Raw genomic sequence first — 25,046 nt, 5'->3', positions numbered from 1 at the left:
CTATGTGATGCCGCGTAATATGCATAAGTCCGTGTTTAATGCTTTGGATTTATCGCATCAGCGTGCGCACATTCTACCGATGTGTCAGAGTCGTGTTACATCGCAATACCAAGGCCCTCAGCCTGCCTCGTGTGCTAAAATTAATGACTTCAAGCAAGCTAAACTCGGCATATTTACTTATCCAAATTACTATGGAGAGACATTTGACATCAGGTCCTGGATAGATCATTTGCATCAACTTGATGTGCCTGTCCTCATTGATGAAGCACATGGCGCGCACTTTGATTTAGAAGGTTTTCCAGAATCTACATTAAATATGGGGGCGGATTACGTTGTACAATCCTTCCATAAATCGTTGCCAGCTTTTACGATGAGTTCGGTTATTTATATACATAAAGATGCGAAATTGCGACATGAAGTTAAACGTTATCTCACACAGTTTCAATCTTCTAGCCCTTCGTATCTCCTAATGGCAGGTTTGGAGCGTGCTGCGCAATTTTATCACCACTATGATTCAGGTATCTTCTTTGAAAAGCGGGCTAAGCTTATAGGGCTTTTGAAGGGGAAGGGATTTGATGTGCGAGAGGTAGATGATCCGCTTAAGCTAGTTGTACGTTACCCGAATGTAACGGGGTATGATGTTAAGCGATTGTTTGAGGAATCGCATATTTATGTTGAACTCGATGATATGTATCAGGTGTTGCTCGTGCTACCGTTGTGGCATGAAGGGGATAGGTTTAATTTCGAGTTATTAAGTCAACGTATACAAGCCTTTGACACAAGTAGGCTTGAACCTGCTCAACTGCAAGCTACCGAACTTTATTTGGATGGTGGTGCCTACTATTCTGAGCGTTTTAAGACGCTTGAAATGCCTTATCAAGATGCGGTTGGTTGTGTATTAGGCCAACATATTATGCCGTATCCACCTGGTATACCAATCTTGTTTAAAGGCGAAATCATCACGCAAGATATGATAAAATTGATTCGACATTGGTTGTCGTTTGATGTTCGAATTGAAGGACTTCATGACGGAAAAATTAAAGTTAAGGAATGAATAGAATGAAGGGATTTATCACTTTCGAGGGGCCTGAGGGTTCTGGTAAGACGTCAGTTATACGCGCACTTTATGAGAAATTAAATGATAAATATGATGTTATTACAACGAGAGAACCTGGTGGCGTTCAAACTGCTGAAGCGATAAGAGAAATTGTTTTAGAAGGCGAAAATATGGATGAACGCACGGAGGCTCTATTATTTGCGGCGGCACGTCGTGAGCATCTTGTGCAAAAGGTAATTCCAGCACTAGAGAAGAAACAAATCGTGTTGTGTGACCGTTACATCGATAGTTCACTTGCTTATCAAGGTTATGCAAGGGGTATAGGCGTTAGTGAAGTGAAAGCAATTAATGAGTTTGCGATTAAAGATCATTATCCTGATTTAACGATTTATTTAGATGTTAGTCCTGAGGTTGGTCACGCACGCATCAAATCGAACCAACGTGAACAAAACCGCTTAGACGCTGAGTCAATGGCCTTTCACAAAAAGGTTGTAGCCGGTTATAAACAGACGATTGAAACTTATTCAGATCGATTTGTTGTGATAAATGCTGATCAATCCTTAGAAGATGTGATTCAAGATGTTTATGAAGCTGTGTTAAATTACTTAAAAATTATGTGATATACTAAATTCTAAAGAGGTGTTTTATTATGAAAATGGTTATAGCGATTGTTCAAGATCAAGATAGCCAAGAATTAAGTGATCAACTTGTTAAAAATAATTTCAGAGCTACGAAACTTGCAACTACGGGTGGCTTTTTAAAAGCGGGTAACACAACTTTCTTGAGTGGTGTGGATGATGACCGTGTTGATGAAATTTTAGAAGTGATTAATGGAACTTGTGGTAATAGAGAGCAACTTGTATCGCCAATTACACCTATGGGTGGTAGTGCTGACTCTTATATTCCATATCCAGTTGAAGTTGAGGTTGGCGGCGCGACTGTATTCGTTATGCCAGTTGAAACATTTCACCAATTTTAAAGTACTTGTATAGGGCCTGGACACCTACTCGCGTAGGATTAACAATGTGACGTTGTTAATATGTCCGGCCTTTTCATTATAAAGGAGTTATAAATATGGATGAATTAACGAAATTAACCCATGCATATCATGATCAAAAACTTTCTCATGCATATTTATTTGAGGGCGATGATGCGCGTTCGATGAAGTCAGTCGCAATCAACTTTGCGAAAACGATACTGTGTGATAGCGATGAAACGTGTGAGCTTAAGGTCGAAAATTTGAACCATCCGGACTTTATGTATGTCGAAACGAATGAAATTACGATTAAGAAAGAGCAAGTTGAAGCACTCGTCCGCTACATGAACCGCTTGCCTATAGAGAGTACACATAAAGTTTATATTATTGATGGTTTTGAAAAGTTAACAGTTCAAGGTGAAAATAGTATACTGAAATTCCTAGAGGAGCCGCCTAATAATACCATTGCGATACTAATATCAACTAAACCTGAGCAAATTTTAGATACCATACATTCACGTTGCCAACATGTATATTTTAAACCGATGGATACGAAACAAGTGATTGAACACTTTAAATCGGTAGAAATTTCACCTGGTGTAGCAGAAATTCTTGGAACCTATACCACTGATCAAGAAATTGCGATAGAATTGAATAAGGAGTTTGATTTAGCTGCTTTAAGAAAGGAAACGTTGAATTGGTGTCATCTTCTCATTGAAAATAGACCCATGGCACTGATCGCGATTGTTGAATTATTGAAACAAGCTAAAAATCGAAAACTTCAAATACTTGTATTAACGTTAATGAATACGTACTTTCAGGATGTCATGCATATGAAGGCAGACTTAAAGTCGGCAATTACATTAACATCGATACAAGAACATCTCGAAGGTGTCGCGCTTAAATTAAGTTATCAAGACTTAACGACGATACATGAAACACTATTGGAAGCGCATAAAAAATTGAATCAAAATGTGAATCCAACATTAGTGTTTGAACAAATCGCAATTAGAATTAAGGGGTGAAACGTATGCATCATGTTGTAGGTATCCAATTTGATAAGTCAGCTAAATTGGAATATTATTCGCCTTGTGACATAGATTTAAGTGAACAACAATATGTTGTTGTTGAATCATCACGTGGTATTGAGATTGGCCGTGTTAAACATGAACCTACAAATGTCCACGATGAAGATGTCACACTACCTTTAAAAAAGGTATTACGTGTTGCGACGGATAAAGATTTATCTCAATACGAACAAAATCAAATAGACGCAGATCACGCGATGAAACTGTGTAAAACATATATCGATCAGCTTAATTTAGATATGAACCTTGTTAACTGTGTATTCACGCTTGATAAATCTAAGGTTATTTTTAATTTTACAGCTGAAGAGCGCATAGACTTTAGAAAACTTGTTAAAATGCTTGCGCAAAAGCTTAAAACGAGAATTGAACTGCGCCAAATTGGCGTGCGTGATGAAGCACGACTTCTAGGTGGTATTGGTCCTTGTGGACGCTCACTATGTTGTTCAACATTCTTAGGTGACTTTGAACCAGTATCGATTAAGATGGCGAAGGACCAAAATTTATCCTTAAATCCAAGCAAGATTTCAGGTGCTTGTGGTCGTTTAATGTGTTGCTTAAAATATGAGAATGACTACTATGAAGAAGCACGTGAAATGATGCCTGATGTGGGTGAGATGATTCATACACCTGAAGGAAAAGGCAAAGTGGTTGGATTAAATATTTTAGATATTTCCATGCAAATTAAAGTTGACGGTATCGAACAACCGCTTGAATATAAGATGGAAGAATTAGAAGCATTGACGTAAGGAGGCATCAGAGGATTGGACCGAAGTGAATTATTCGAACGATTAACGAATATGGAACGACATGTAACAGAGCTAAATGAAGATATGCAAACGTTAAAGTCTTTAGCGGTCGAACTCGTTGAAGAGAATGTTTCATTACAACTCGAAAATGATAATCTTAAAATGTTGATTGATAAGGAAGAACGTAAAGATCACGATACGTCTAATGGTACAGTGAAAAAACCACTACAAAGTAAAGAGAATTTAGCAATGTTATATAAAGAAGGCTTTCATATTTGTCGAGGCGAATTATTCGGTAAACACCGAAAAGGAGAAGATTGTCTCTTTTGTTTAAATGTACTTAGTGAGCAATAAAATGTTGAAGTACAGATGTTTAAGATTGATATAAGAGGGGGCTAGGACATCTTTCTAAGCAGTGTGATCGGATACTGTGGAGCGAAAGGTAATATTGTCTACGCCCTCTTTTTATTTAAATAGTTTTGGAGGTCAATCAATGTTAAAGCCAAATGAACGCATTGATTATTTATTTAAGGAAAAACTTGAAATTATTCAGAACGATGACGTGTTTTCGTTTTCAACAGATGCACTTTTACTCGCACATTTTACAAAAGTTCGCAAGCGAGATAAAGTTATGGACTTATGTGCTGGGAACGGTGTCATTCCGTTAGTGTTATCGCATAAATGCCATCAAATGATTGAAGGTGTTGAAATTCAATCACAACTCGTTGATATGGCGAATCGTAGTGTCGCTCGAAATGATCTATCAGAGCGTATACATATGCATCATATGGATATTAAGGACTTGGTAAAACATTTTAAACCCGCTACATATGATTTGATAACGTGTAACCCACCTTATTTCAAGGTGAATCAAATGAATCAACATCAAAAGGAAGCCCATAAAATTGCGAGACATGAAGTCATGTGTACGCTTGAGGATGTCTTAAGTGTCACAAGACATTTGTTAAAGCAAGGTGGTAGAATAGTAATGGTACATCGTGCAGACCGTCTTATGGACGTCTTAACTTTGATGCGCCAGTATCAACTCGAACCGAAAGTGCTCCATCTGATTTATAGTAAAAAGCACAAGGCAGCACAAACGATTGTGGTTGAAGCGCGTAAGGGCGGTCAATATGGTTTAAAAATAGGCGCTCCTTTTTATATGTATCAAGACGATAATACGTATACAGAAGAAATGAAGGCTATATATTATGGATAATCATTTTGTTTATATTTTAAAGTGTAAAGATGAATCGCTCTACACGGGGTATACAGTAGATGTAGAAAAACGTGTAGCGAAACATAATGCAGGCTTAGGTGCGAAATATACGAAAATAAGACGCCCGGTGCGTCTTGTTTATCAAGAATCGTATACGTCGAAGTCTGAAGCATTAAAGAGAGAATATGCGATTAAGCAATTATCACGACGAGATAAATTAAATCTCATTCAAGGAGGGTAGCGCATGCAGACATTATATTTAGTGGGAACGCCTATCGGAAACCTTAGCGATATAACGTACCGCGCTGTCGAAACGTTAAAGTCGGTCGATGTTATAGCGTGTGAAGATACGCGCGTGACGCAGAAGCTATGCCATCATTATGATATCGATACAAAGCTCATCTCATATCATGAGCATAATAAAGAAAGTAAGACCGAGCAGTTAGTAGCAAGCCTTAAGGAAGGTCAGGATATCGCTTTAGTTTCTGACGCAGGTTTACCTTTAATTAGTGACCCTGGTTATGAACTTGTTGTACAAGCGCGAGCGGCTGATATTAAGGTTGAAACGATACCAGGTGCGAATGCAGGTTTAACTGCCCTCATGACGAGTGGTCTCCCTTCATATGTGTATACATTTTTAGGGTTTTTACCGCGTAAAGAGAAGGATAAGGTTGAAATCCTATCTACACGTATGTATCAAGAGAGCACGCTGATTCTATATGAATCACCGTTTCGTGTTAAAGATACGTTAAAAGCCATTGAGAAGGTGGATCAAACGCGTAACGTTTCAGTTTGTCGTGAACTAACGAAGAAGTTTGAGCAAGTTGAAACGTGTACGGTTCAGGAAGCGCTTTTAAAAATGGACCAAGAGGAGATTGTTCAAAAAGGCGAGTTTGTGATTCTGATTGAAGGTAAGAAAGAAACGACTGCAAATTGGTTTGAAGATTTATCGATACAAGAACATGTAACACATTATATCGATCAAGGTGATAAACCGAAAGCTGCGATTAAAACTGTAGCTAAAGAACGTGGTATGAAAACTGGCGAAGTGTACGATTTATATCATAATGTATAAAATGAAAGTGATATATTGTTATTATAGAAAGTGTTCAAAGCTTGCGTTCGGATGTATGGTTTAAGGACTTTTCAAGCATGACGCATCATTGAAAATAAAGGTAAATTTAGATATATTTATAAGATAAGAAACGAGGAGGCGCGCTGATGACAAAAGATACATTTTATATCACAACACCGATTTATTATCCGAGCGGTAATTTACATATCGGGCATGCATATTCAACAGTTGCAGGTGATGTGATTGCGAGATATAAACGCTTACAAGGGTACGATGTTCGTTATCTAACAGGTACTGACGAGCATGGTCAAAAGATTCAAGATAAAGCACATAAAGCAGGCTTAAGTGAGAAGGAATACCTTGATGAAATGATTTCAGGTATTAAAGCCCTTTGGAAAAAACTTGATATTTCAAACGATGACTTTATTCGTACGACTGAAGAACGTCACAAAGAAGTTGTAGAAAAAGTCTTCGAACGCTTACTTAAACAAGGTGATATCTACCTTGGTGAATATGAAGGTTGGTACTCTGTACCTGATGAAACGTATTATACAGAGACTCAGTTAGTAGATCCTGTCTATGAAGACGGTAAAATTGTAGGCGGTAAGAGTCCAGATTCAGGACATGAAGTGGAATTAGTTAAAGAAGAAAGTTATTTCTTTAAATTATCGAAATATACAGATCGTTTATTAGCGTTCTATGATGAGCATCCAGACTTTATCCAGCCGCCATCACGTAAGAATGAAATGATTAATAACTTTATTAAACCAGGACTTGAAGACTTAGCGGTTTCACGTACGTCTTTCAACTGGGGTGTCGAAGTACCTTCAAACCCTAAGCACGTTGTATACGTATGGGTCGACGCACTGGTTAACTATATTTCAGCGTTAGGTTACTTATCAGACGATGATACATTATTTAAGAAATATTGGCCTGCAGACATGCATTTAATGGCTAAGGAAATTGTTCGTTTCCACTCAATTATTTGGCCAATTTTACTTATGGCGTTAGACTTACCACTACCTAAGAAAGTCTTTGCGCACGGTTGGGTACTGATGAAGGACGGTAAGATGAGTAAGTCTAAAGGTAACGTTGTTGACCCTAACGTATTAATTGACCGTTATGGTTTAGATGCGACACGTTATTACTTAATGCGTGAGTTACCGTTTGGTTCTGATGGCGTATTCACGCCGGAAGCATTCGTTGAACGTACGAACTATGATTTAGCTAATGATTTAGGTAACTTAGTGAACCGTACGATTTCTATGATTAACAAATACTTTGACGGTGAACTTAAGGCGTACCAAGGCCCTCAAAGTGATTTAGACCGTGAAGTTGAAGAAATGGCGCTTGATACTGTTCAAACGTTCCATGAGAATATGGACAATCTTCAGTTCTCAGTTGCGTTATCAACGGTATGGAAATTAATTAGCCGTACGAATAAATATATTGATGAGACGACGCCGTGGATTCTAGCAAAAGACGAATCTAAGCGCGACGAACTTGCTAACGTAATGGCACACTTAGTTGAGAATATTCGCTTTGCAGCAGTGCTGCTGCGTCCTTTCTTAACAAAAGCACCGTATGAAATCTTCAAACAACTTAACATCCAAGACGAAGATTTACATGTATATGAGAGCTTGAAGACGTATGGTCAATTAAAATCTGATATTAAGGTGACTGAAAAGCCACAACCAATCTTCCCTCGCCTTGATAATGAAAAAGAAATTGACTTTATTAAAACGTCTATGCAACCACCTAAATCTGGAGAAACAGAAGAAGAGGTTGAAGAGAAGCCTCAAATCGACATCAAAGACTTCGATAAAGTTGAGATTAAAGCAGCAACGGTTGTTGATGCGACAAACATTAAGAAGTCTGACAAACTCTTAAAAATTCAAGTCGACCTAGGTTATGAGAAACGACAAATTATTTCAGGTATTGCGAAATTCTATCAACCAGAAGATATCATTGGTAAGAAAGTCGCTGTCGTTTCAAACTTAAAACCAGCTAAATTAATGGGCCAAAAATCTGAAGGTATGATTTTATCTGCAGAAAAAGATGGCGTACTTACATTAGTTAGCTTACCGAATGCGATTGTTAATGGCGCAGTAATTAAATAATTAAAGGAGCGTATATAAATGCTTATTGATACACATGTACATTTAAATGCGGATCAGTACGATGAAGACTTAGAACAGGTGATTGAGAACGCACGTGAAGCGGGCGTTGACCGTATGTTCGTTGTAGGCTTTGATACGAAGACGGTAGAACGTACGATGGAACTTATTGATCAATATGACTTTATTTACGGTATTATTGGTTGGCACCCAGTTGATGCGATTGATTGTACAGATGAGCGCTTAGAATGGATCGAAGACCTTTCTAAACATGAAAAGATTATCGGTATTGGTGAAATGGGTCTTGATTATCATTGGGATAAATCACCTAAAGATGTACAAAAAGAAGTATTTAGAAAGCAAATTGCGCTTGCAAAGCGTGTTCAGTTACCGATTGTGATTCATAACCGTGAGGCAACACAAGATTGTGTAGACATCCTTATGGAAGAACACGCTGAAGAAGTTGGTGGCATTATGCATAGTTTCAGTGGTTCTCCTGAAATCGCGGATGTGCTATTTAATAAATTAGACTTCCATATTTCATTAGGTGGCCCTGTGACATTTAAAAATGCGAAACAACCGAAAGAAGTGGCCAAACATGTGCCATTAGAACGCTTGTTAGTTGAAACGGATGCACCGTTCTTATCACCTCATCCTTATAGAGGTAAACGTAATGAACCAAGTCGCGTGACGCTTGTTGCGGAACAAATTGCTGAATTACGTGGCATTTCTTATGAAGAAGTTTGTAAAGTAACGACAGAAAATGCTGAACGCTTATTTAAATTAAAATAATGTTTGAAAAGGTACAATATTGATATAAGTACTTCATTGCTTATTATCGATGTTGTGCCTTTTTCTATATTTCATGTAAAATGTGTGGAGTAACTATTTAGAATCGAGGTAAAAGACATGAAAATCAACGAATTTGTGGTAGTCGAAGGTCGCGATGATACTGAACGCGTTAAACGTGCGGTTATTTGCGATACAATAGAAACAAATGGTAGTGCTATCAACAAAGAAACGATTGAAATTATACAAAATGCTAGGGAGACGCGTGGTGTCATCGTGCTTACAGATCCTGATTTCCCAGGTGATAAAATTAGAGCGATTATTGAAGAGCACGTGCCGGGCGTGAAACATGCTTATATTAATCCAGAAGACGCGATGAATAAAAATAAGAAGATTGGTGTCGAACATGCAACTTTAGAAACGATTAAAGCGGCTTTATCAAATGTTTCTACGCCATTTTCAGAGGGTGACGAAACGATTTCTAAAGCTGAACTTATTGATTTAGGATTGGTGATTGGTCCTGACGCGAGACATCGTCGAGAAGTCGTTTGTCGTTCATTACGTATCGGTCACGCAAATGGTAAGCAATTGTTAAAGAAACTTAACGCGTTTGGTTATACGCGAGAAGATGTAATTGAAGCTTTGGATAAGAAAGGGTTGAAATCATGACAAAGGATATTGCAACACCTACACGAACGCTTGCTTTATTAAAAGAATACGGTTTTAACTTTAAGAAGAGTTTAGGTCAAAACTTCTTAGTGGATGTAAATATTATCAATAAAATTATCGAATCAAGTGACATTGATGAACGTACTGGTGTCATCGAAGTTGGTCCTGGGATGGGCTCACTTACCGAGCAACTTGCTAAGCACGCGAAGAAAGTGTTGGCATTCGAAATTGATCAGCGTTTGATTCCTGTTTTAAAAGACACGTTATCACCGTACGACAATACAGTTGTGATTAATGAGGATATTCTAAAGGCAGATGTTGAACAAGAAATACGTACACATATGCAAGATTGCGATAAAATTTTAGTTGTGGCGAACTTGCCATATTATATTACGACGCCAATCTTACTAACATTGCTCCAACAAAATACGAATATCGATGGCTATGTAGTTATGATGCAAAAAGAAGTTGGTGAGCGCTTAAATGCTAAAGTGGGTACGAAATCTTATGGGTCATTGTCGATTGTTGCACAGTATTACACAGAAACATCTCGTGTGTTAACTGTTCCGAAGTCGGTATTCTTACCACCGCCAAATGTTGATTCAATCGTGATTAAATTAACGCGTCGCGATCAACCTGTGGTAGAGGTTGATGATGAAGAGACCTTTTTTAAATTAACAAAAGGCGCGTTCAGCCAGCGCCGTAAAACCATTTATAACAATTATCAAAATTTAGTGTTTGACGGTAAAAAGTATAAAGAGACGATTAAAGAATGGTTAGAAAGTTCAGATATCGATCCTAAGCGACGCGGTGAAACCCTTTCCATTAAAGAATTTGCGCAACTTTACGAGAATATGAAAAATTTTCCCGAATTAAAGATATGAAAGTGTTGACATTGCGCGATCACCTTGATAAAATTTAAATTTTATTTGACAAAATATTGGTAAAAGTGGTACAATGTTTATTGTAGCGAGGTGGAGCAATATGCCAAAATCTATCATCGACATCAAAAATTCTCTTGATGGTCACTTAGGAAATCGTATTGTACTTAAAGCTAATGGAGGACGTAAGAAGACAATCGAAAGATGTGGTGTACTGACAGAAACATACCCATCAGTTTTCGTTGTTGAATTGGACCCAGAACAACATAACTTCGAACGTGTATCTTATACATATACAGATGTTTTAACTGAGAATGTTCAAGTATCGTTCGACGAAGAAGCAATCGCACAATAAGCAACATATTCATATATTAAAAGGCACGAATCATTTTGGTTCGTGTCTTTTTACGTGTGGTGGGCGCTTGGGTGCGCTAAGGATATTGGTTTAAATAAGTGTATGGGTAGACATGGGTCTTGAGATGCATAGGCCTTGCCTGATTGTGGGGGAAGGGCGTTCCGGTTTTGTCGTCCATATTACATTGTTTGGCTCAGTCTTTGTAACAAGGCGTCCATATTACATTGTTTGGTAAAGTCTATGTAATAAGGCGCCCATGTTACATTGTTTAGTACAGTCTTTGTAACAAGGCGCCCATATTACATTGTTTGGTGTAGTCTTTGTAATAAGGCGCCCATATTACATTGTTTGGTAGAGTCTTTGTAACAAGGCGCCCATATTACATTGTTTGGTAGAGTCTTTGTAACAAGGCGCCCATATTACATTGTTTGGCTCAGTCTTTGTAATAAGGCAACCTCATATCTAGTCAGTAGACTCATTCGCCTATAAGACCTGGCGGCAGCCTGGCCTAAAAAGTCTACCCGACTCTCACCAAAATTGGTGCCAGACAAAATCATACAATCAATTACATATCTTAAAACGACTAGCACCCAATCCCGTATAATGACTTATATTTAATTCAAACGATACGGCTCTTTATGTTAAAATAATTTCATCAATAACTTGAAAGAGGCTAAAAGTATGATTTTTGAAACGGCACCGGCGAAAATTAATTTAACACTTGATACGCTTTTCAAACGTGACGATGGTTATCATGAAGTCGAAATGATCATGACGACCGTCGATTTGAATGACCGTTTATCTTTTGAAAAACGCAACGATCAAAAAATTGTATTAAAAGTAGATAAAAACTTTATTCCGAATGATAGAAAGAATTTGGCTTTTAAAGCAGCGGAACTCATGATCAAGACTTACGAGCTGAAACAAGGTGTAACGATTACGCTTGATAAAAGCATTCCTGTAGCGGCAGGATTAGCAGGTGGCTCAAGTGATGCAGCTGCTACGATGCGTGGTATCAATCGACTATTCGAACTTGATGTGCCTAAGTCGGAACTAGCAGCGTTATCGGCGAGTCTAGGATCGGATATTCCTTTCTGCGTATATAGCGAGACGGCTGTATGTCGCGGGCGCGGTGAGAAGTTAGAATTGATTAATCGTCCACCATCTAGTTGGGTTATCATCGCTAAGCCAGCTATTAGCTTGTCGACAGCGGATATCTACAAAGCGCTTAACCTAGACCACCCATATACCGTACATACGAAAATGTGCTATGATGCAATTAAAGAGGACGATTATGACAAAATGTGTAAAAGCCTAACTAATCGTTTAGAAGAAGTATCAATTGGTTTGTGCCCTGAAATTAAGAAGATTAAGGAAAACATGATTAATAACGGCGCAGATGGTGCTTTAATGAGTGGTAGTGGACCAACTGTGTTTGGACTTGCACAGCGCGAAAGACAAGCAAGACACGTTTATAACGCCGTAAGTGGTTGTTGTAGCGAAGTGTACATTGTAAGAATGTTAGGTTGAAAAGAAAGGTGACGTAATATGCGATACAAACGTAGCGAACGAATAGTGTTTATGACCCAGTACTTAATGAACCATCCAAACGAAGTCATTCCACTCACATTCTTTGTGAACAAATTTAAGCAAGCTAAGTCATCTATCAGTGAAGACGTTCATATTATTAAGGGCACCCTTGAAAAGGAAAAGATGGGTACGATCATCACGTCGTCTGGCGTAAGCGGCGGTGTATCATTCAAACCAGGTATGAGTAAAGACGAAGCGACGCGCATTGTTGAAGAGGTTATCGAAAAACTTCAAGAGAAAGACCGCCTATTACCAGGTGGCTACTTATTCCTATCAGACCTAATGGGTAATCCTAAGTTGATTAACCGTATCGGTAAAATGATTGCATCTATTTACATTGAAGAAGACCTAGATGCAATCGTAACAATTGCGACTAAAGGTATATCTCTTGCTAATGCAGTTGGAAGTGTATTAAATTTACCTGTAGTGGTTATCAGAAAAGATAATAAGGTGACTGAAGGTTCTACAGTGTCCATAAACTACGTCTCAGGTTCAACACGTCAAATTGAAACGATGGTATTATCTAAACGCACATTAAAAGAACACTCTAATGTTTTAATCGTGGACGATTTTATGCGTGCAGGTGGATCTATAAACGGCGTTATGAATTTAATGAGAGAGTTTAAAGCTACTGTTAAAGGGGTATCAGTACTTGTAGAATCTAAAGAAGTTGAACAACGATTAATTCGAGATTATACATCCTTAGTAAGACTATCTGATGTCGATGAATATAATCAGAACTTTAACGTTGAAATGGGCAATAGCTTATCTAAATTTGAATAAAAAAAGGAGCGTATCACAACATGAAGATAATTAATACAAACAAAGCACCTGAAGCTTTAGGACCATATTCACATGCCACAGTAGTTAATGGCTTAGTTTACACATCAGGACAAATTCCATTAAATCTTAATGGAGAAATTGTGAGTGATGATGTTTCCGAGCAAACAACTCAAGTTTTAGAAAATTTAAAAGTGGTATTAAATGAAGCAGGTTCAGATTTAGATGCTGTTGTTAAAGCAACGATCTTTATATCTGATATGAACGATTTTCAACACATTAATAAAGTTTATGGTTCTTACTTTAATGAACATCAACCAGCACGTAGTTGTGTTGAGGTAGCACGTCTACCTAAAGATGTGAAAGTTGAAATTGAAATCGTAGCAGAAGTAAAGGATTTATAATTTTTATTAATGTTTGTTAAGCTTCTATAAATAAAAAGATATACTATGGGGGGCTCACTACATGAAAGTGACAGATGTTAGACTTAGAAAAATACAAACTGACGGAAGAATGAAAGCGCTCGTTTCAATTACATTAGAGGAATCATTCGTAATTCATGATTTACGTGTAATTGAAGGTAATTCAGGTCTATTCGTCGCGATGCCAAGTAAACGTACACCAGATGGTGAATTCCGTGATATCGCGCATCCAATCAACTCAGACATGAGACAAGAAATTCAAGATGCCGTGATGAAAGTATATGATGAAACAGATGAAGTAATTCCTGGTAAATCAAACCAACAAGAATCTGAATCTAAGGAAGACGATACAGAAGAAGAAGCTTAATACGTTGAATATTAAGTCATATCAGCACACCGTAGCACATTGTTTCGGTGTGCTTTTTTTATTTATGCAATAAACAAGCTTTAGTGTATTTCTATGAATTAACCATGAAATAATTTATAATAGCACCAAATATCATTAAAGTAATTTTCAACTAATGGAAATAGTTAACTTTTAAAAAAGCTTTCAACAGGAACTTCTCTGTTTGACCTTGAAAGTAACTATTCTATTAAATTATAATAATGTAGAAGTGTAAATATTAATGGAGGGTCGCTTCATGCAAAAAAATGCAGTTATTTTAGCAACAGACAAAAGCGAGAAAATGAAATCTAAGAAGCAAGATGTTCTTCATAAAGTTGCAGGCAAAACAATGATTGAACATGTTGTAGGACAAGTTAAGCAATTAGAGCTCGATAACATTGTAACTGTTGTAGATAAAGAAGATGACAAAGTTCAAGAAATCGTTCAAGATGCATGTTTATACGCTCAAGGTTCTTCAAATGACAACGTTTTATCAAACTTAAATGAAACGAAAGCAAACCTAAAAGATCAATCTGGCATGACTTTAATCGTTTCTGGTAATGCGCCGTTATTAACTAAGGAAACGCTTAAAGCGATGATGGCTTTTCATGAACAAGAAGAAAGCGATGCGACAATTCTAACGACTGTTTCAGGCACGACAGAATATAAAACACGCTATGTTTACCGCGATGAACATGGTATGTTCGAAGCTATCAAGCCTGTTGGAAAACGTGATGCTTTCTATCAATCAGAAGTTGATTACGATGAAATTGAAGACGAACTTGGTTTAAGTCAAGACGAAGTAGATGCATATGTGGATTTAGGGCTTGATGAAGAAGATGGCGACGCTGGTGTTTATGTATTTAATACTGAGAAGCTCATTGAATTGTTAGAACAAGTTAATTTCGACAATGAAACGCATGAATGTGACATTTATGAACTTGTAAATAACCTTAAAGACAAAGATGGCAAAGTTTCTACTATGGACATAGACGACTTTCTAGAACCATTAAATATTACACAAAGATCATTCATTGGATTAGCTGAAAAGGAACTTCAGCTACGCATTAATCATTATCACTTAAACAACGGTGTGACAATTGTTGATACAGACACAACGTATATTGGTCCGGACGTAACAATTGGCATGGACACAATTATTGAACCTGGTGCTAAAATTATGGGCCAAACTGTTATTGGTGAAGATGTTGTAATCGGTCAGTATTCTGAAATTACAAATAGTGAAATTAAAGACGGCGCTCAAATCAAGCATTCTGTAGTGACAGATGCAATTATAGGCGAAAAGTCTAAGATTGGTCCGTTTGCACAACTTCGTCCAGGTACAAACCTTGGTCAAGAAGTTAAAATCGGTAACTTTGTTGAAACGAAGAAAGCAACACTCGATGATGGCGCTAAAGTCTCTCACCTTAGCTACATTGGCGATGCCGAAATTGGCGCTCGTACGAATATAGGTTGCGGTTCAATCACAGTTAACTATGATGGTGTCAATAAATTCAAGACAATCGTTGGTAAAGATGCATTTATCGGTTGTAACACGAACTTAGTTGCACCGGTATCAGTAGGTGATAATACATTAATCGCTGCTGGTTCAACAATCACGGATGATGTACCACAAGATAGCTTAGCACTTGCAAGATCACGCCAAACTACTAAAGATGGCTATTTGAAAGACCGTAAATAATTTGAATACCGAATCAAATAATTGGAGGATTTTAAATGTTAAATACCGAATATAAAAATTCGTCGTTAAAGATTTTTTCGTTGAAAGGGAATGAACCATTAGCACAAGAAGTTGCAGACCATGTAGGTATTGATTTAGGTAAATGTTCTGTTAAACGCTTCAGTGATGGTGAAATTCAAATTAACATTGAAGAAAGTATTCGTGGATGCGATGTATTTATTATTCAACCAACATCAAACCCAGTAAACGATCACTTAATGGAATTATTAATTATGATTGATGCTTGTAAACGTGCTTCTGCAGCAAATATTAACATCGTTGTGCCTTACTATGGTTATGCACGTCAAGACCGTAAAGCACGTAGCCGTGAACCAATTACAGCGAAATTAGTTGCGAACCTTATTGAAAAAGCAGGTGCAACACGTATGATTGCTTTAGATTTACACGCACCTCAAATCCAAGGTTTCTTTGATATTCCAATTGACCACTTAATGGGTGTACCGATCTTAGCGGATTACTTCGAGAATGATACAGATATCGATCTAGAAGAATGCGTTGTTGTATCACCTGACCACGGTGGTGTAACACGTGCACGTAAACTCGCAGACATCTTAAAAACACCAATCGCGATTATTGATAAACGTCGTCCGAAACCAAATGTTGCTGAAGTTATGAACATTGTTGGTGAAATCGAAGGTCGTACAGCTATCATTATCGATGATATCATCGATACAGCTGGTACAATCACATTAGCAGCGCAAGCGCTTGTAGATAAAGGTGCTAAAGACGTATATGCTTGTTGTTCACACCCTGTATTATCTGGTCCAGCGAAAGAACGCATTGAAGATTCAGTAATCAAAGAATTAATCGTTACGAACTCAATTAAGTTAGGCGATGAGCAAAAGCCAAATAACATTAAAGAGCTTTCTATAGCTAATTTATTAGCTCAAGCAATTGTACGTGTTTATGAAGATGAATCAGTTAGTGTACTATTTGACTAAAACTTGTAAAACATGTATAATGTTTCTGTTCGCGATTTCAAAGCGATCAAATAAACACTTGCAAGCAACGTGAGTTGATGGGCAAGTGAGGTGCACATAATGTGCGAAATTAGAAAGGTGGAAATGACATGACTTCATTAAAGTCTATCATTCGTCAAGGTAAACAAACACGCGGAGATCTTAGAAAGATCAGAGAAGCAGGAAAAGTTCCAGCAGTTGTATATGGTTACGGTACTAAAAACGTTTCAGTAAAAGTTGATGAGGTAGAATTCATCAAAGTTATCCGTGAAGTTGGACGTAATGGTGTAATCGAATTAGGTGTAGGTTCTAAACAAGTTAAAGTAATGGTATCTGATTACCAATTCGACCCACTTAAAAACAAAATTACACACATCGACTTCTTAGCAATCAACATGACAGAAGAACGTACTGTTGAAGTACCTGTTCACTTAGTAGGTGAAGCTGTAGGTGCTAAAGAAGGCGGCGTTGTAGAACAACCATTATTCGATTTAGAAGTTACAGCAACTCCAGATAACATTCCTGAATATATCGAAGTTGATATTACTGAATTAGAAATTAACGATTCTTTAACTGTAGCTGACGTTAAAATCGACGGCGACTACACAATCGAGAACGAAAAAGAAGATTCAGTAGTAGCAGTAGTACCTCCAACTGAGGAACCAACTGAAGAAGAAATCGAAGAAATGGAAGGCGAATCAGCTACTGAAGAGCCTGAAGTTGTTGGCGAAGATAAAGAAGAAAATGAAGAGAAAAAGAAGAAGAATAATTCTTTTAATCTATCAAAATACTTTCTTATTAAAGGCATTTTGCTTATACTCAATAAGCAGATGCCTTTTTTGTGTTATGATGGGAAAAATGGCAATTTGGCTTTTCAAAAAGCATGATACGTTTGATGATAAAATGGGTTGGTTATAACGTACATGAAAGCTAGTCGCAAACGAACTCAACCACTCACGTTTATACATCCATGCTTCATCACAATCGTAGACGATCAAAGTCATCTCACAGCCAAAAAGTTGTGCCATCATTCGCCCATAACACATAGATGAACGAAATGAAAAATCATTACTAAATATAAATTCATTTTAAATAAAGATACATAACCACCAAATCAGGAGGGTATTTAAATGAAGTGTATTGTTGGTCTAGGTAATATTGGAAAGAAATATGACTTAACACGTCATAATATTGGATTTGAAGTGATTGACTGGTTATTAGAACGTCATAACTTTAATCTTGATAAACAAAAATTTAGAGGTGCTTATACGATTGAACGTATGGGCGATGAAAAAGTGATGCTTATAGAGCCAATGACGCTCATGAATTTATCTGGTGAAGCGGTAGGTCCGCTCATGGATTATTATGGTGTTGAAGTTGAAGATTTACTGGTACTCTATGACGATATGGACTTAGAACAAGGTCAAATTAGACTACGTCAAAAGGGTAGTGCAGGCGGTCACAACGGTATGAAATCGTTAATTCAACACCTTGGAACGAATGAATTCAAGCGTGTAAGAATTGGTATCGGTCGCCCAACTAATGGTATGAGTGTACCGGATTACGTACTACAAAAATTCTCAAGTGACGAAATGAAGACGATGGATAAAGTGATTGAACATTCAGCTCGCGCCGTAGAAACATTTATAGAGACGTCACGATTCGATCACGTAATGAATAACTATAATGGTGAGGTAAAGTGAAATCAATAATTAAAGAGATTATAACGAACGATAAACGCTTTAATGAACTCAATGAAAAGTTAGGAAGAGAGAATCTTTTAATCACAGGTTTAACGCCTGCAGCTAAAGCAACAATCATCGCTGAAAAGTATTTATCTGATGATAAACAAATGGTTGTGGTTACGAATAATTTGTACCAAGCAGATAAGCTTGAAGCGGATTTATTACAATATGTCGATGACGAGGAATTATTTAAATACCCTGTTCAAGACATCATGACAGAAGAATTCTCAACGCAAAGCCCTGAACTGATGAGTGAACGTGTCCGCACGCTTACGGCATTAACCAAACATCAAAAAGGGTTATTTGTTGTGCCGTTAAACGGCCTTAATAAATTAATCACGCCAAGAGACATTTGGGCTGCGCATCAAATCCAATTGAATATTGGTGACGATATCGACTTAGATGGCTTTTTAGAAAAGCTTGTCGCAATGGGATATAAACGTGAAAGTGTTGTTTCTCACATTGGTGAGTTCTCGTTAAGAGGGGGCATTATCGATATTTATCCGTTAATCGGTAGCCCAGTTCGTATTGAATTATTTGATACAGAAGTCGATTCCATTCGCCAAATTGATGTTGAATCTCAACGTTCAAGCGAGAATTTAGAATCGGTTGAAATTACTACAGCAACAGATTTAGTCATTCGTGATGAAGAACTGAAACGTGTGAAACCACGTCTTGAAAAGGCCTATCAAGAGACAAGGCCTAAAATAGACAAATCGGTCCGCAACGATATTAAAGAAACGTATGAGTCGTTACTGCTCGCACAGTCTACCATGTTTGATCATCAAGTGTTACGTCGCTTAATTTCGTTTATGTATGCGGAAAAGGCCACAATCATGGACTACTTGTCTGACGATGCTTTATGCGTGGTAGATGAGTATAATCGTGTTAAAGAAACAGAATCTACGCTCGCTGTTGAAAATGAAGAATTTATGCAGAATTTAATCGAAAGTGGTAAAGGGTTTATCGGACAGACGTTTACAGACGATGACGCGTTAAACCGCTTTGTGAAGTCGCGTAAAATCAGCTACTTTACATTATTTACGGCATCGATGTCTGTAAAATTAGAAGATACAATTAAATTCTCTTGTAAGCCCGTTCAACAATTCTACGGTCAGTATGACATTTTAAACTCTGAGTTTAATCGCTTCATACAACAAGATTATCGTGTGGTTGTCTTAGCTGAAACGAAGACGAAACAAGAACGTATTCAATCTATGTTAAGTGAAATGCATATTCCTACTTTAAAGGACACGACAGCTGAAATGATGTCGGAAGGACATGCGATTATAACTGAAGGTAGTTTGTCTGAAGGTTTCGAGTTACCATACATGCATCTCGTCGTTGTTACTGAGCGAGAGCTTTTCAAATCGAAGCAGAAAAAGCGCAAAAAACGTCATAAAACGATGTCGAACGCTGAAAAAATAAAATCATATCAAGATTTAAAAGTAGGCGACTATGTTGTTCATGTGCATCACGGTGTCGGACGTTACTTAGGTGTGGAAACGCTTGAAGTTGGCGATGTGCATCGTGATTACATTAAGATTCAGTATAAAGGCACAGACCAACTATTTGTTCCAGTTGATCAAATGGAGCAAGTTCAAAAGTACGTCGGATCTGAGGATAAGACGCCTAAGTTATATAAACTTGGTGGTTCTGAATGGAAGAAAACCAAGGCTAAAGCGCAAAGTTCGATTGAAGATATTGCGGATGAACTACTTGAAATTTATAAAGAACGTGAACAATCTGTTGGTTATCAGTTTGGTCCCGATACTGAGGAACAACAAACGTTTGAAATGGATTTCCCTTACGAATTAACGCCTGACCAAGATAAGTCGATATCGGAAATTAAAGGTGACATGGAAGTGAATAAACCTATGGACCGCTTACTTTGTGGTGACGTAGGTTATGGTAAGACGGAAGTTGCGGTCAGAGCAGCGTTTAAAGCTGTGATGGAAGGTAAACAAGTTGCTTTCCTAGTGCCGACAACCATTCTTGCGCAACAGCACTATGAAACGTTAATCGAACGTATGTCAGACTATCCGATTGATATTGAATTGATGAGTCGATTTAGAACGACGAAAGAGGTTAACCAAACGAAAGAGGGTCTTAAGTCAGGTAAGGTCGATATTGTCGTAGGTACGCATAAATTACTTGGTAAGTCCGTTCAATATAAGGACTTAGGTTTATTAATTGTCGATGAAGAACAACGCTTTGGTGTACGTCATAAGGAGAAGATTAAAGCGTTAAAAGCGAATGTCGATGTGCTGACGTTAACGGCGACTCCTATTCCTAGAACACTGCATATGAGTATGCTTGGTGTACGTGATTTATCCGTAATCGAAACACCACCAGAGAACCGCTTCCCAGTTCAAACGTATGTGCTTGAACAAAACGCTAACTTTATTAAAGAAGCGCTTCTAAGAGAGTTATCTCGAGACGGACAAGTTTTCTATTTATACAACCGCGTTCAATCGATATATGAAAAGCGCGAACAACTTCAAATGCTTGTTCCGGATGCGTCTATCGGCGTCGCACATGGTCAAATGACTGAGCGCGATTTAGAAGAAACGATGTTAGATTTTATTAACGGGGACTACGATATTCTCGTGACGACAACGATTATCGAAACAGGTGTCGATGTACCAAACGCGAACACGCTGATTATCGAAGAAGCGGACCGCTTTGGTCTTAGTCAGTTATATCAATTGCGCGGTCGTGTCGGTCGTTCAAGTCGTATTGGCTATGCTTATTTTCTACATCCACAAAACAAAGTCCTATCTGAGACTGCAGAGGAACGTTTACAAGCCATCAAAGAATTCACTGAACTTGGTAGTGGCTTTAAGATAGCCATGCGCGACTTAAACATCCGTGGTGCCGGTAATTTACTCGGTAAACAACAGCACGGCTTTATCGATTCAGTCGGTTTCGACTTATATTCTCAAATGTTAGAAGAAGCAGTTAATGAGAAACGTGGTATTAAAGAAGTTGAAGAAACACCTGATATCGAAATGAACTTAAATCTAGATGCATATCTGCCTGGTTCTTACATTAAAAATGAACAAGCTAAAATTGAAATTTACAAGAAGCTACGTACGCTTGAAAGTATCGAGCAACTACGTGACGTTAAAGACGAGTTAATCGACCGTTTCGGCGAATACCCTGTCGAAGTTGAACGCTTACTAGATTCTGTCGAAATTAAAATTCATGCGGTTCATTCAGGCGTCTTAACGATTTCAGATAAGAACAAATCCATAGAAATCACACTTTCTGAAAAGGGCACACAAGACATCAATGGTGAACAATTATTCAAAGAAACAGTTGCCCTAGGGCGCCAAATGAAAGTCGGCGTTAAAGAGAATAAGATGCAAGTAACGCTTAAGAAATCTAAGCAATGGCTTGACCAATTGAAGTTCGTCGTGAAGACGATTGAAGAAAGTATGGCGATCCCTGATGAAGACGCATAGCGCTTTTAACGGCGTCATCATACTTTCCATCGCGCTCGTTGTCGTAAAGGTGCTCAGTGCGATATACCGTATCCCTTACCAGAACATACTAGGTGATGAGGGACTATATGCCTACCAACAGGTTTATCCTATCATCGCGATATGTGTGGTACTCGCAACAAACGCACTTCCTAGCGCCATCACACAAACAATGGGTTCAAAGCAGCGTACACAAAACTTTAATCACTTATTTTCAAGTTTCCAAATCATTGGCGTCATCATCGCGATATTCATCTTTGTCATGGCGCCTATCTTAGCGATGTTGATGGGTGATGCAGGCTTAACACCTATGATTCGCGTCTCAAGTCTTGCAGCGCTTGGTGTAGCCGGGCTATCCGTGTGCCGAGCCTACTTCCAAATGCGTCATCGCATGAACGAACCCGCCATCTCTCAAGTGATTGAACAATTGTTCAGAGTGGGCACGATACTCATCGCAATCCTGCTCTTTACGCAAATGTCACTATCCATATATCAAGCGGGCACCATCGCGATCTTAGCCTCATCAATCGGCTTTATCTTCGCACTAATTTATTTACTTTGGAAAAAGGACTTTAAGCTTAAGCTTGATTTCAAGCATACAGATATACATTGGAAACAACTTCTGATGAGTGCATTAATCTTTGCGCTCAGTCATTTAATTTTAATACTGTGGCAATTTATCGATAGCTTTACGGTAATTAATCTATTAAAGGCTACAGGCGTATCATTTGAAGAAGCGATTAAACAGAAAGGTATTTTTGACAGAGGTGCCTCACTTATACAAATGGGCTTAATCGTGACGACAACATTTTGCTTTGTATTAATACCGCTACTCACTAAAGCAATAGCTGAAAGACAGCACACAGAAATGAATTATTATGCGAACGTGTCACTCAAAATCACTATTGTCATCAGTGTAGCAGCATGTGTTGGACTAATGAATGTCTTACCGTTATTGAATCATGTCTTTTTCAAAAGTGATGTCTTAACGCTCACACTTACGATATACATGTTAACGGTTATCTGCGTCTCGCTTATTATGATGGACTTCGCATTACTTCAAACGATTGAAGAGACACGCTTTATCTTAATCGCAATGACCATCGGGATAATCACTAAAATCATTCTCAATTTAGTTATGATTACAACGTTTTCAATTCTCGGTACGAGTATCAGTACGGTGCTATCCCTCATCGTCTTTGCGACCATCTTACACATAAAAGTTAAACGCCGTTACAAACTAACGGATATGCGACAATTTATCTTCAAGTTATTGGTATCAGTCGCGATCATGACGTTAGGTGTTCAACTTCTACTATGGCTCATACCAAGTGCGAGTCGCGGTTTCGGGTTAGTAGAATTATGTATTGTCGCGCTATTCGGTGTTATACTATTAGTGATATGTATCGGAAAACTTCGTATTTTAAAGGACGATGAACTTCAATACTTGCCTTATGGCGATAAATTAGCTCGTTTAATGAAAGGACGTCACACATGAGTCATACAATTACAATTGTAGGTTTAGGAAACTATGGAATCGATGAACTTCCACTGGGTGTTTATCGTTTCCTTCAACAACAAGACACCGTGTATGCGCGAACACTCGATCATCCTGTGATACATGACTTGAAGGATGAGATTACGTTTGAAAGCTTTGATGACATTTATGAAGCGCATGATGATTTCGAAAGTGTATACGAAGCCATCGTTGAAGGGCTTTTCACTGAAGCAAAAGACCATGACGTGACGTATGCCGTTCCAGGGCACCCACGCGTGCTTGAGACAACGACAACATTATTATTAGCGCGCAGTCAGGACAAAGGTGTAAACGTTGAGATCTACGGAGGTAAAAGTTTTATCGACGATATCTTTAGTTCGGTAAATATCGATCCTACAGAAGGATTTACATTGCTTGATGGTACGTCACTTACGCCAAATCAATGTCACTTAATGACGCATACTTTAATTACACAAGTATATAGCAGTATGGTTGCTTCAGATATCAAACTGACGCTAATGGAGCGCTATCCAGATGATTATGACATTCAAATCATTGATGGTGCACGTGCAGATCATCAACAAGCGATTTCGTGCCCGCTTTATGAACTTGATCATTATGCGCACTACAATAATTTAACGAGTGTTTTCATTCCAAAGGTCACTGAAGAACAAGATTTTGTTGGAGAATTTTCATATTTAGAAGCGGTGATTGATTTACTCGTTGATGATGAAAAAGGATGTCCATGGGATAAAGTTCAGACGCATGACACTTTAAAACGCTACTTATTAGAAGAAACTTTCGAGTTATTTGAAGCAATCGATAATGAAGATGACCATCATATGATTGAAGAACTTGGCGATGTGCTTTTACAAGTGATGTTACATGCAAGTATTGGTAAAAAGGATGGTTACTTCGATGTACGTGAAGTTGTCGGTGCGATTACTGAGAAAATGATAGCGCGTCATCCTCATATATTTGGTGATAAGTCAGCTGATAGTGTAGAAGACGTCAATGCTATTTGGCGTGAACGTAAACTACAAGAAGGTAAGCCATCTCGCGTAAAATTTGAGAAAGTATTTGCGACGCACTTTCTTGAAATGTATGATGGAATCAAAAATAAGGATTATACAGAAGCATCGCTAAAACGTTACTTAGAACAAGGAGGTCATACATCATGAGACTCGACAAATATTTAAAGGTAGCACGACTTGTTAAACGTCGTACGCTTGCTAAAGAAATAAGCGATCAAGGTCGTGTAACCGTAAACGGCAATGTTGCAAAAGCAGGCACAGATGTCAAAATCGATGACACATTAGTCATTCGTTTTGGTCAAAAAGAAATTACAGTTAAAGTCACTGGTTTAAATGAACATGCATCTAAAGAGAATGCAAAAGGCATGTTTGAATTACTAAAAGAAGCGCGCGTGTCAGAAATGTAAAGAGGAT

Annotated in this window: 25 protein-coding genes and 1 pseudogene; all 26 read left to right on the top strand. The window is 38.0% G+C overall.

From position 1 onward, the window contains the following. Positions 1 to 1,054 (top strand): aminotransferase class I/II-fold pyridoxal phosphate-dependent enzyme (locus A33S_RS0100235; RefSeq protein ID WP_026048937.1); only part of this gene is annotated, 1,054 nt, incomplete at its 5' end. A gap of 5 nt (positions 1,055 to 1,059) precedes the next feature. Continuing rightward, on the top strand, positions 1,060 to 1,677 hold the full coding sequence (gene tmk, locus A33S_RS0100230; protein ID WP_009384537.1) for a dTMP kinase: 618 nt from the start codon (positions 1,060 to 1,062) through the stop codon (positions 1,675 to 1,677). A 29-nt stretch (positions 1,678 to 1,706) separates the two neighbouring features. Beyond that, positions 1,707 to 2,036 carry a cyclic-di-AMP receptor gene (locus tag A33S_RS0100225; protein ID WP_009384539.1) on the top strand — a complete coding sequence of 110 codons (330 nt, stop codon included), beginning with the start codon at positions 1,707 to 1,709 and terminating at the stop codon, positions 2,034 to 2,036. A 95-nt stretch (positions 2,037 to 2,131) separates the two neighbouring features. Then, on the top strand, positions 2,132 to 3,058 hold the full coding sequence (locus tag A33S_RS0100220; protein ID WP_009384541.1) for a DNA polymerase III subunit: 927 nt from the start codon (positions 2,132 to 2,134) through the stop codon (positions 3,056 to 3,058). 5 nt (positions 3,059 to 3,063) lie between these two features. Then, positions 3,064 to 3,867, top strand: a complete 804-nt coding sequence (locus tag A33S_RS0100215) for a PSP1 domain-containing protein (protein ID WP_009384543.1) — start codon at positions 3,064 to 3,066, stop codon at positions 3,865 to 3,867. A gap of 15 nt (positions 3,868 to 3,882) precedes the next feature. After that, complete coding sequence (gene yabA, locus A33S_RS0100210; protein WP_009384545.1) at positions 3,883 to 4,221, top strand: DNA replication initiation control protein YabA; 339 nt, start codon at positions 3,883 to 3,885, stop codon at positions 4,219 to 4,221. A gap of 139 nt (positions 4,222 to 4,360) precedes the next feature. Beyond that, complete coding sequence (locus tag A33S_RS0100205) at positions 4,361 to 5,086, top strand: tRNA1(Val) (adenine(37)-N6)-methyltransferase (protein WP_009384547.1); 726 nt, start codon at positions 4,361 to 4,363, stop codon at positions 5,084 to 5,086. Further along, entirely contained in the window at positions 5,079 to 5,327 is a 249-nt protein-coding gene (locus A33S_RS0100200) for a GIY-YIG nuclease family protein (RefSeq protein ID WP_009384549.1), read from the top strand. Before A33S_RS0100205 ends, A33S_RS0100200 begins: the two co-directional genes overlap by 8 nt. 3 nt (positions 5,328 to 5,330) lie before the next feature. Continuing rightward, a complete protein-coding gene (gene rsmI / locus A33S_RS0100195) occupies positions 5,331 to 6,161 on the top strand; it encodes a 16S rRNA (cytidine(1402)-2'-O)-methyltransferase (RefSeq protein WP_009384551.1) in 831 nt (276 codons plus the stop codon). 146 nt (positions 6,162 to 6,307) lie between these two features. Beyond that, the gene (gene metG, locus A33S_RS0100190; protein ID WP_009384553.1) at positions 6,308 to 8,281 is read left to right on the top strand and encodes a methionine--tRNA ligase; all 1,974 of its coding nucleotides are present in this window, start codon (positions 6,308 to 6,310) and stop codon (positions 8,279 to 8,281) included. 18 nt (positions 8,282 to 8,299) lie between these two features. After that, positions 8,300 to 9,070, top strand: a complete 771-nt coding sequence (locus tag A33S_RS0100185; protein ID WP_009384555.1) for a TatD family hydrolase — start codon at positions 8,300 to 8,302, stop codon at positions 9,068 to 9,070. A 117-nt stretch (positions 9,071 to 9,187) separates the two neighbouring features. Then, entirely contained in the window at positions 9,188 to 9,736 is a 549-nt protein-coding gene (gene rnmV / locus A33S_RS0100180) for a ribonuclease M5 (RefSeq protein WP_009384556.1), read from the top strand. After that, a complete protein-coding gene (rsmA, locus tag A33S_RS0100175; RefSeq protein ID WP_009384558.1) occupies positions 9,733 to 10,620 on the top strand; it encodes a 16S rRNA (adenine(1518)-N(6)/adenine(1519)-N(6))-dimethyltransferase RsmA in 888 nt (295 codons plus the stop codon). The genes rnmV and rsmA overlap by 4 nt, the downstream gene beginning before the upstream one ends. A 100-nt stretch (positions 10,621 to 10,720) precedes the next feature. Further along, positions 10,721 to 10,972 carry a Veg family protein gene (locus tag A33S_RS0100170; RefSeq protein ID WP_009384560.1) on the top strand — a complete coding sequence of 84 codons (252 nt, stop codon included), beginning with the start codon at positions 10,721 to 10,723 and terminating at the stop codon, positions 10,970 to 10,972. A gap of 681 nt (positions 10,973 to 11,653) precedes the next feature. Beyond that, positions 11,654 to 12,502 (top strand): 4-(cytidine 5'-diphospho)-2-C-methyl-D-erythritol kinase, encoded by an 849-nt coding sequence (gene ispE, locus A33S_RS0100165; protein ID WP_009384562.1) that lies wholly within the window; start codon positions 11,654 to 11,656, stop codon positions 12,500 to 12,502. Between the two features lie 18 nt (positions 12,503 to 12,520). Next, the gene (gene purR, locus A33S_RS0100160) at positions 12,521 to 13,345 is read left to right on the top strand and encodes a pur operon repressor (RefSeq protein ID WP_009384564.1); all 825 of its coding nucleotides are present in this window, start codon (positions 12,521 to 12,523) and stop codon (positions 13,343 to 13,345) included. Between the two features lie 20 nt (positions 13,346 to 13,365). Continuing rightward, a complete protein-coding gene (locus A33S_RS0100155; RefSeq protein ID WP_009384566.1) occupies positions 13,366 to 13,746 on the top strand; it encodes a RidA family protein in 381 nt (126 codons plus the stop codon). Between the two features lie 61 nt (positions 13,747 to 13,807). Continuing rightward, positions 13,808 to 14,131, top strand: a complete 324-nt coding sequence (gene spoVG, locus A33S_RS0100150; RefSeq protein WP_009384568.1) for a septation regulator SpoVG — start codon at positions 13,808 to 13,810, stop codon at positions 14,129 to 14,131. 274 nt (positions 14,132 to 14,405) lie between these two features. After that, the gene (locus A33S_RS0100145; protein WP_009384570.1) at positions 14,406 to 15,851 is read left to right on the top strand and encodes an NTP transferase domain-containing protein; all 1,446 of its coding nucleotides are present in this window, start codon (positions 14,406 to 14,408) and stop codon (positions 15,849 to 15,851) included. Positions 15,852 to 15,886: 35 nt separating this feature from the next. Beyond that, positions 15,887 to 16,852 carry a ribose-phosphate diphosphokinase gene (locus tag A33S_RS0100140; protein ID WP_009384572.1) on the top strand — a complete coding sequence of 322 codons (966 nt, stop codon included), beginning with the start codon at positions 15,887 to 15,889 and terminating at the stop codon, positions 16,850 to 16,852. A gap of 128 nt (positions 16,853 to 16,980) precedes the next feature. Next, positions 16,981 to 17,631 (top strand): annotated as a pseudogene (locus A33S_RS0100135) (50S ribosomal protein L25/general stress protein Ctc); the annotation flags it as partial. Between the two features lie 369 nt (positions 17,632 to 18,000). Continuing rightward, complete coding sequence (gene pth / locus A33S_RS0100130; protein WP_009384576.1) at positions 18,001 to 18,573, top strand: aminoacyl-tRNA hydrolase; 573 nt, start codon at positions 18,001 to 18,003, stop codon at positions 18,571 to 18,573. Continuing rightward, positions 18,570 to 22,082 (top strand): transcription-repair coupling factor, encoded by a 3,513-nt coding sequence (gene mfd / locus A33S_RS0100125; protein WP_009384578.1) that lies wholly within the window; start codon positions 18,570 to 18,572, stop codon positions 22,080 to 22,082. The genes pth and mfd overlap by 4 nt, the downstream gene beginning before the upstream one ends. Next, positions 22,069 to 23,598 (top strand): polysaccharide biosynthesis protein, encoded by a 1,530-nt coding sequence (locus tag A33S_RS0100120; RefSeq protein WP_009384580.1) that lies wholly within the window; start codon positions 22,069 to 22,071, stop codon positions 23,596 to 23,598. Before mfd ends, A33S_RS0100120 begins: the two co-directional genes overlap by 14 nt. Beyond that, positions 23,595 to 24,779: a MazG nucleotide pyrophosphohydrolase domain-containing protein gene (locus A33S_RS0100115; protein ID WP_009384582.1), complete on the top strand. Its 1,185-nt coding sequence runs from the start codon at positions 23,595 to 23,597 to the stop codon at positions 24,777 to 24,779. The genes A33S_RS0100120 and A33S_RS0100115 overlap by 4 nt, the downstream gene beginning before the upstream one ends. Beyond that, entirely contained in the window at positions 24,776 to 25,039 is a 264-nt protein-coding gene (locus tag A33S_RS0100110; RefSeq protein ID WP_009384583.1) for an RNA-binding S4 domain-containing protein, read from the top strand. Before A33S_RS0100115 ends, A33S_RS0100110 begins: the two co-directional genes overlap by 4 nt. The last annotated feature ends 7 nt before the right edge of the window (positions 25,040 to 25,046 follow it).

It is taken from the genome of Staphylococcus massiliensis CCUG 55927, assembly GCF_000298075.1.
Taxonomy (GTDB): Bacteria; Bacillota; Bacilli; order Staphylococcales; family Staphylococcaceae; genus Staphylococcus; species Staphylococcus massiliensis.
The sequence above is the reverse complement of the archived record's forward strand: the minus strand, read 5'-3'. Positions and strand labels throughout refer to the sequence as shown.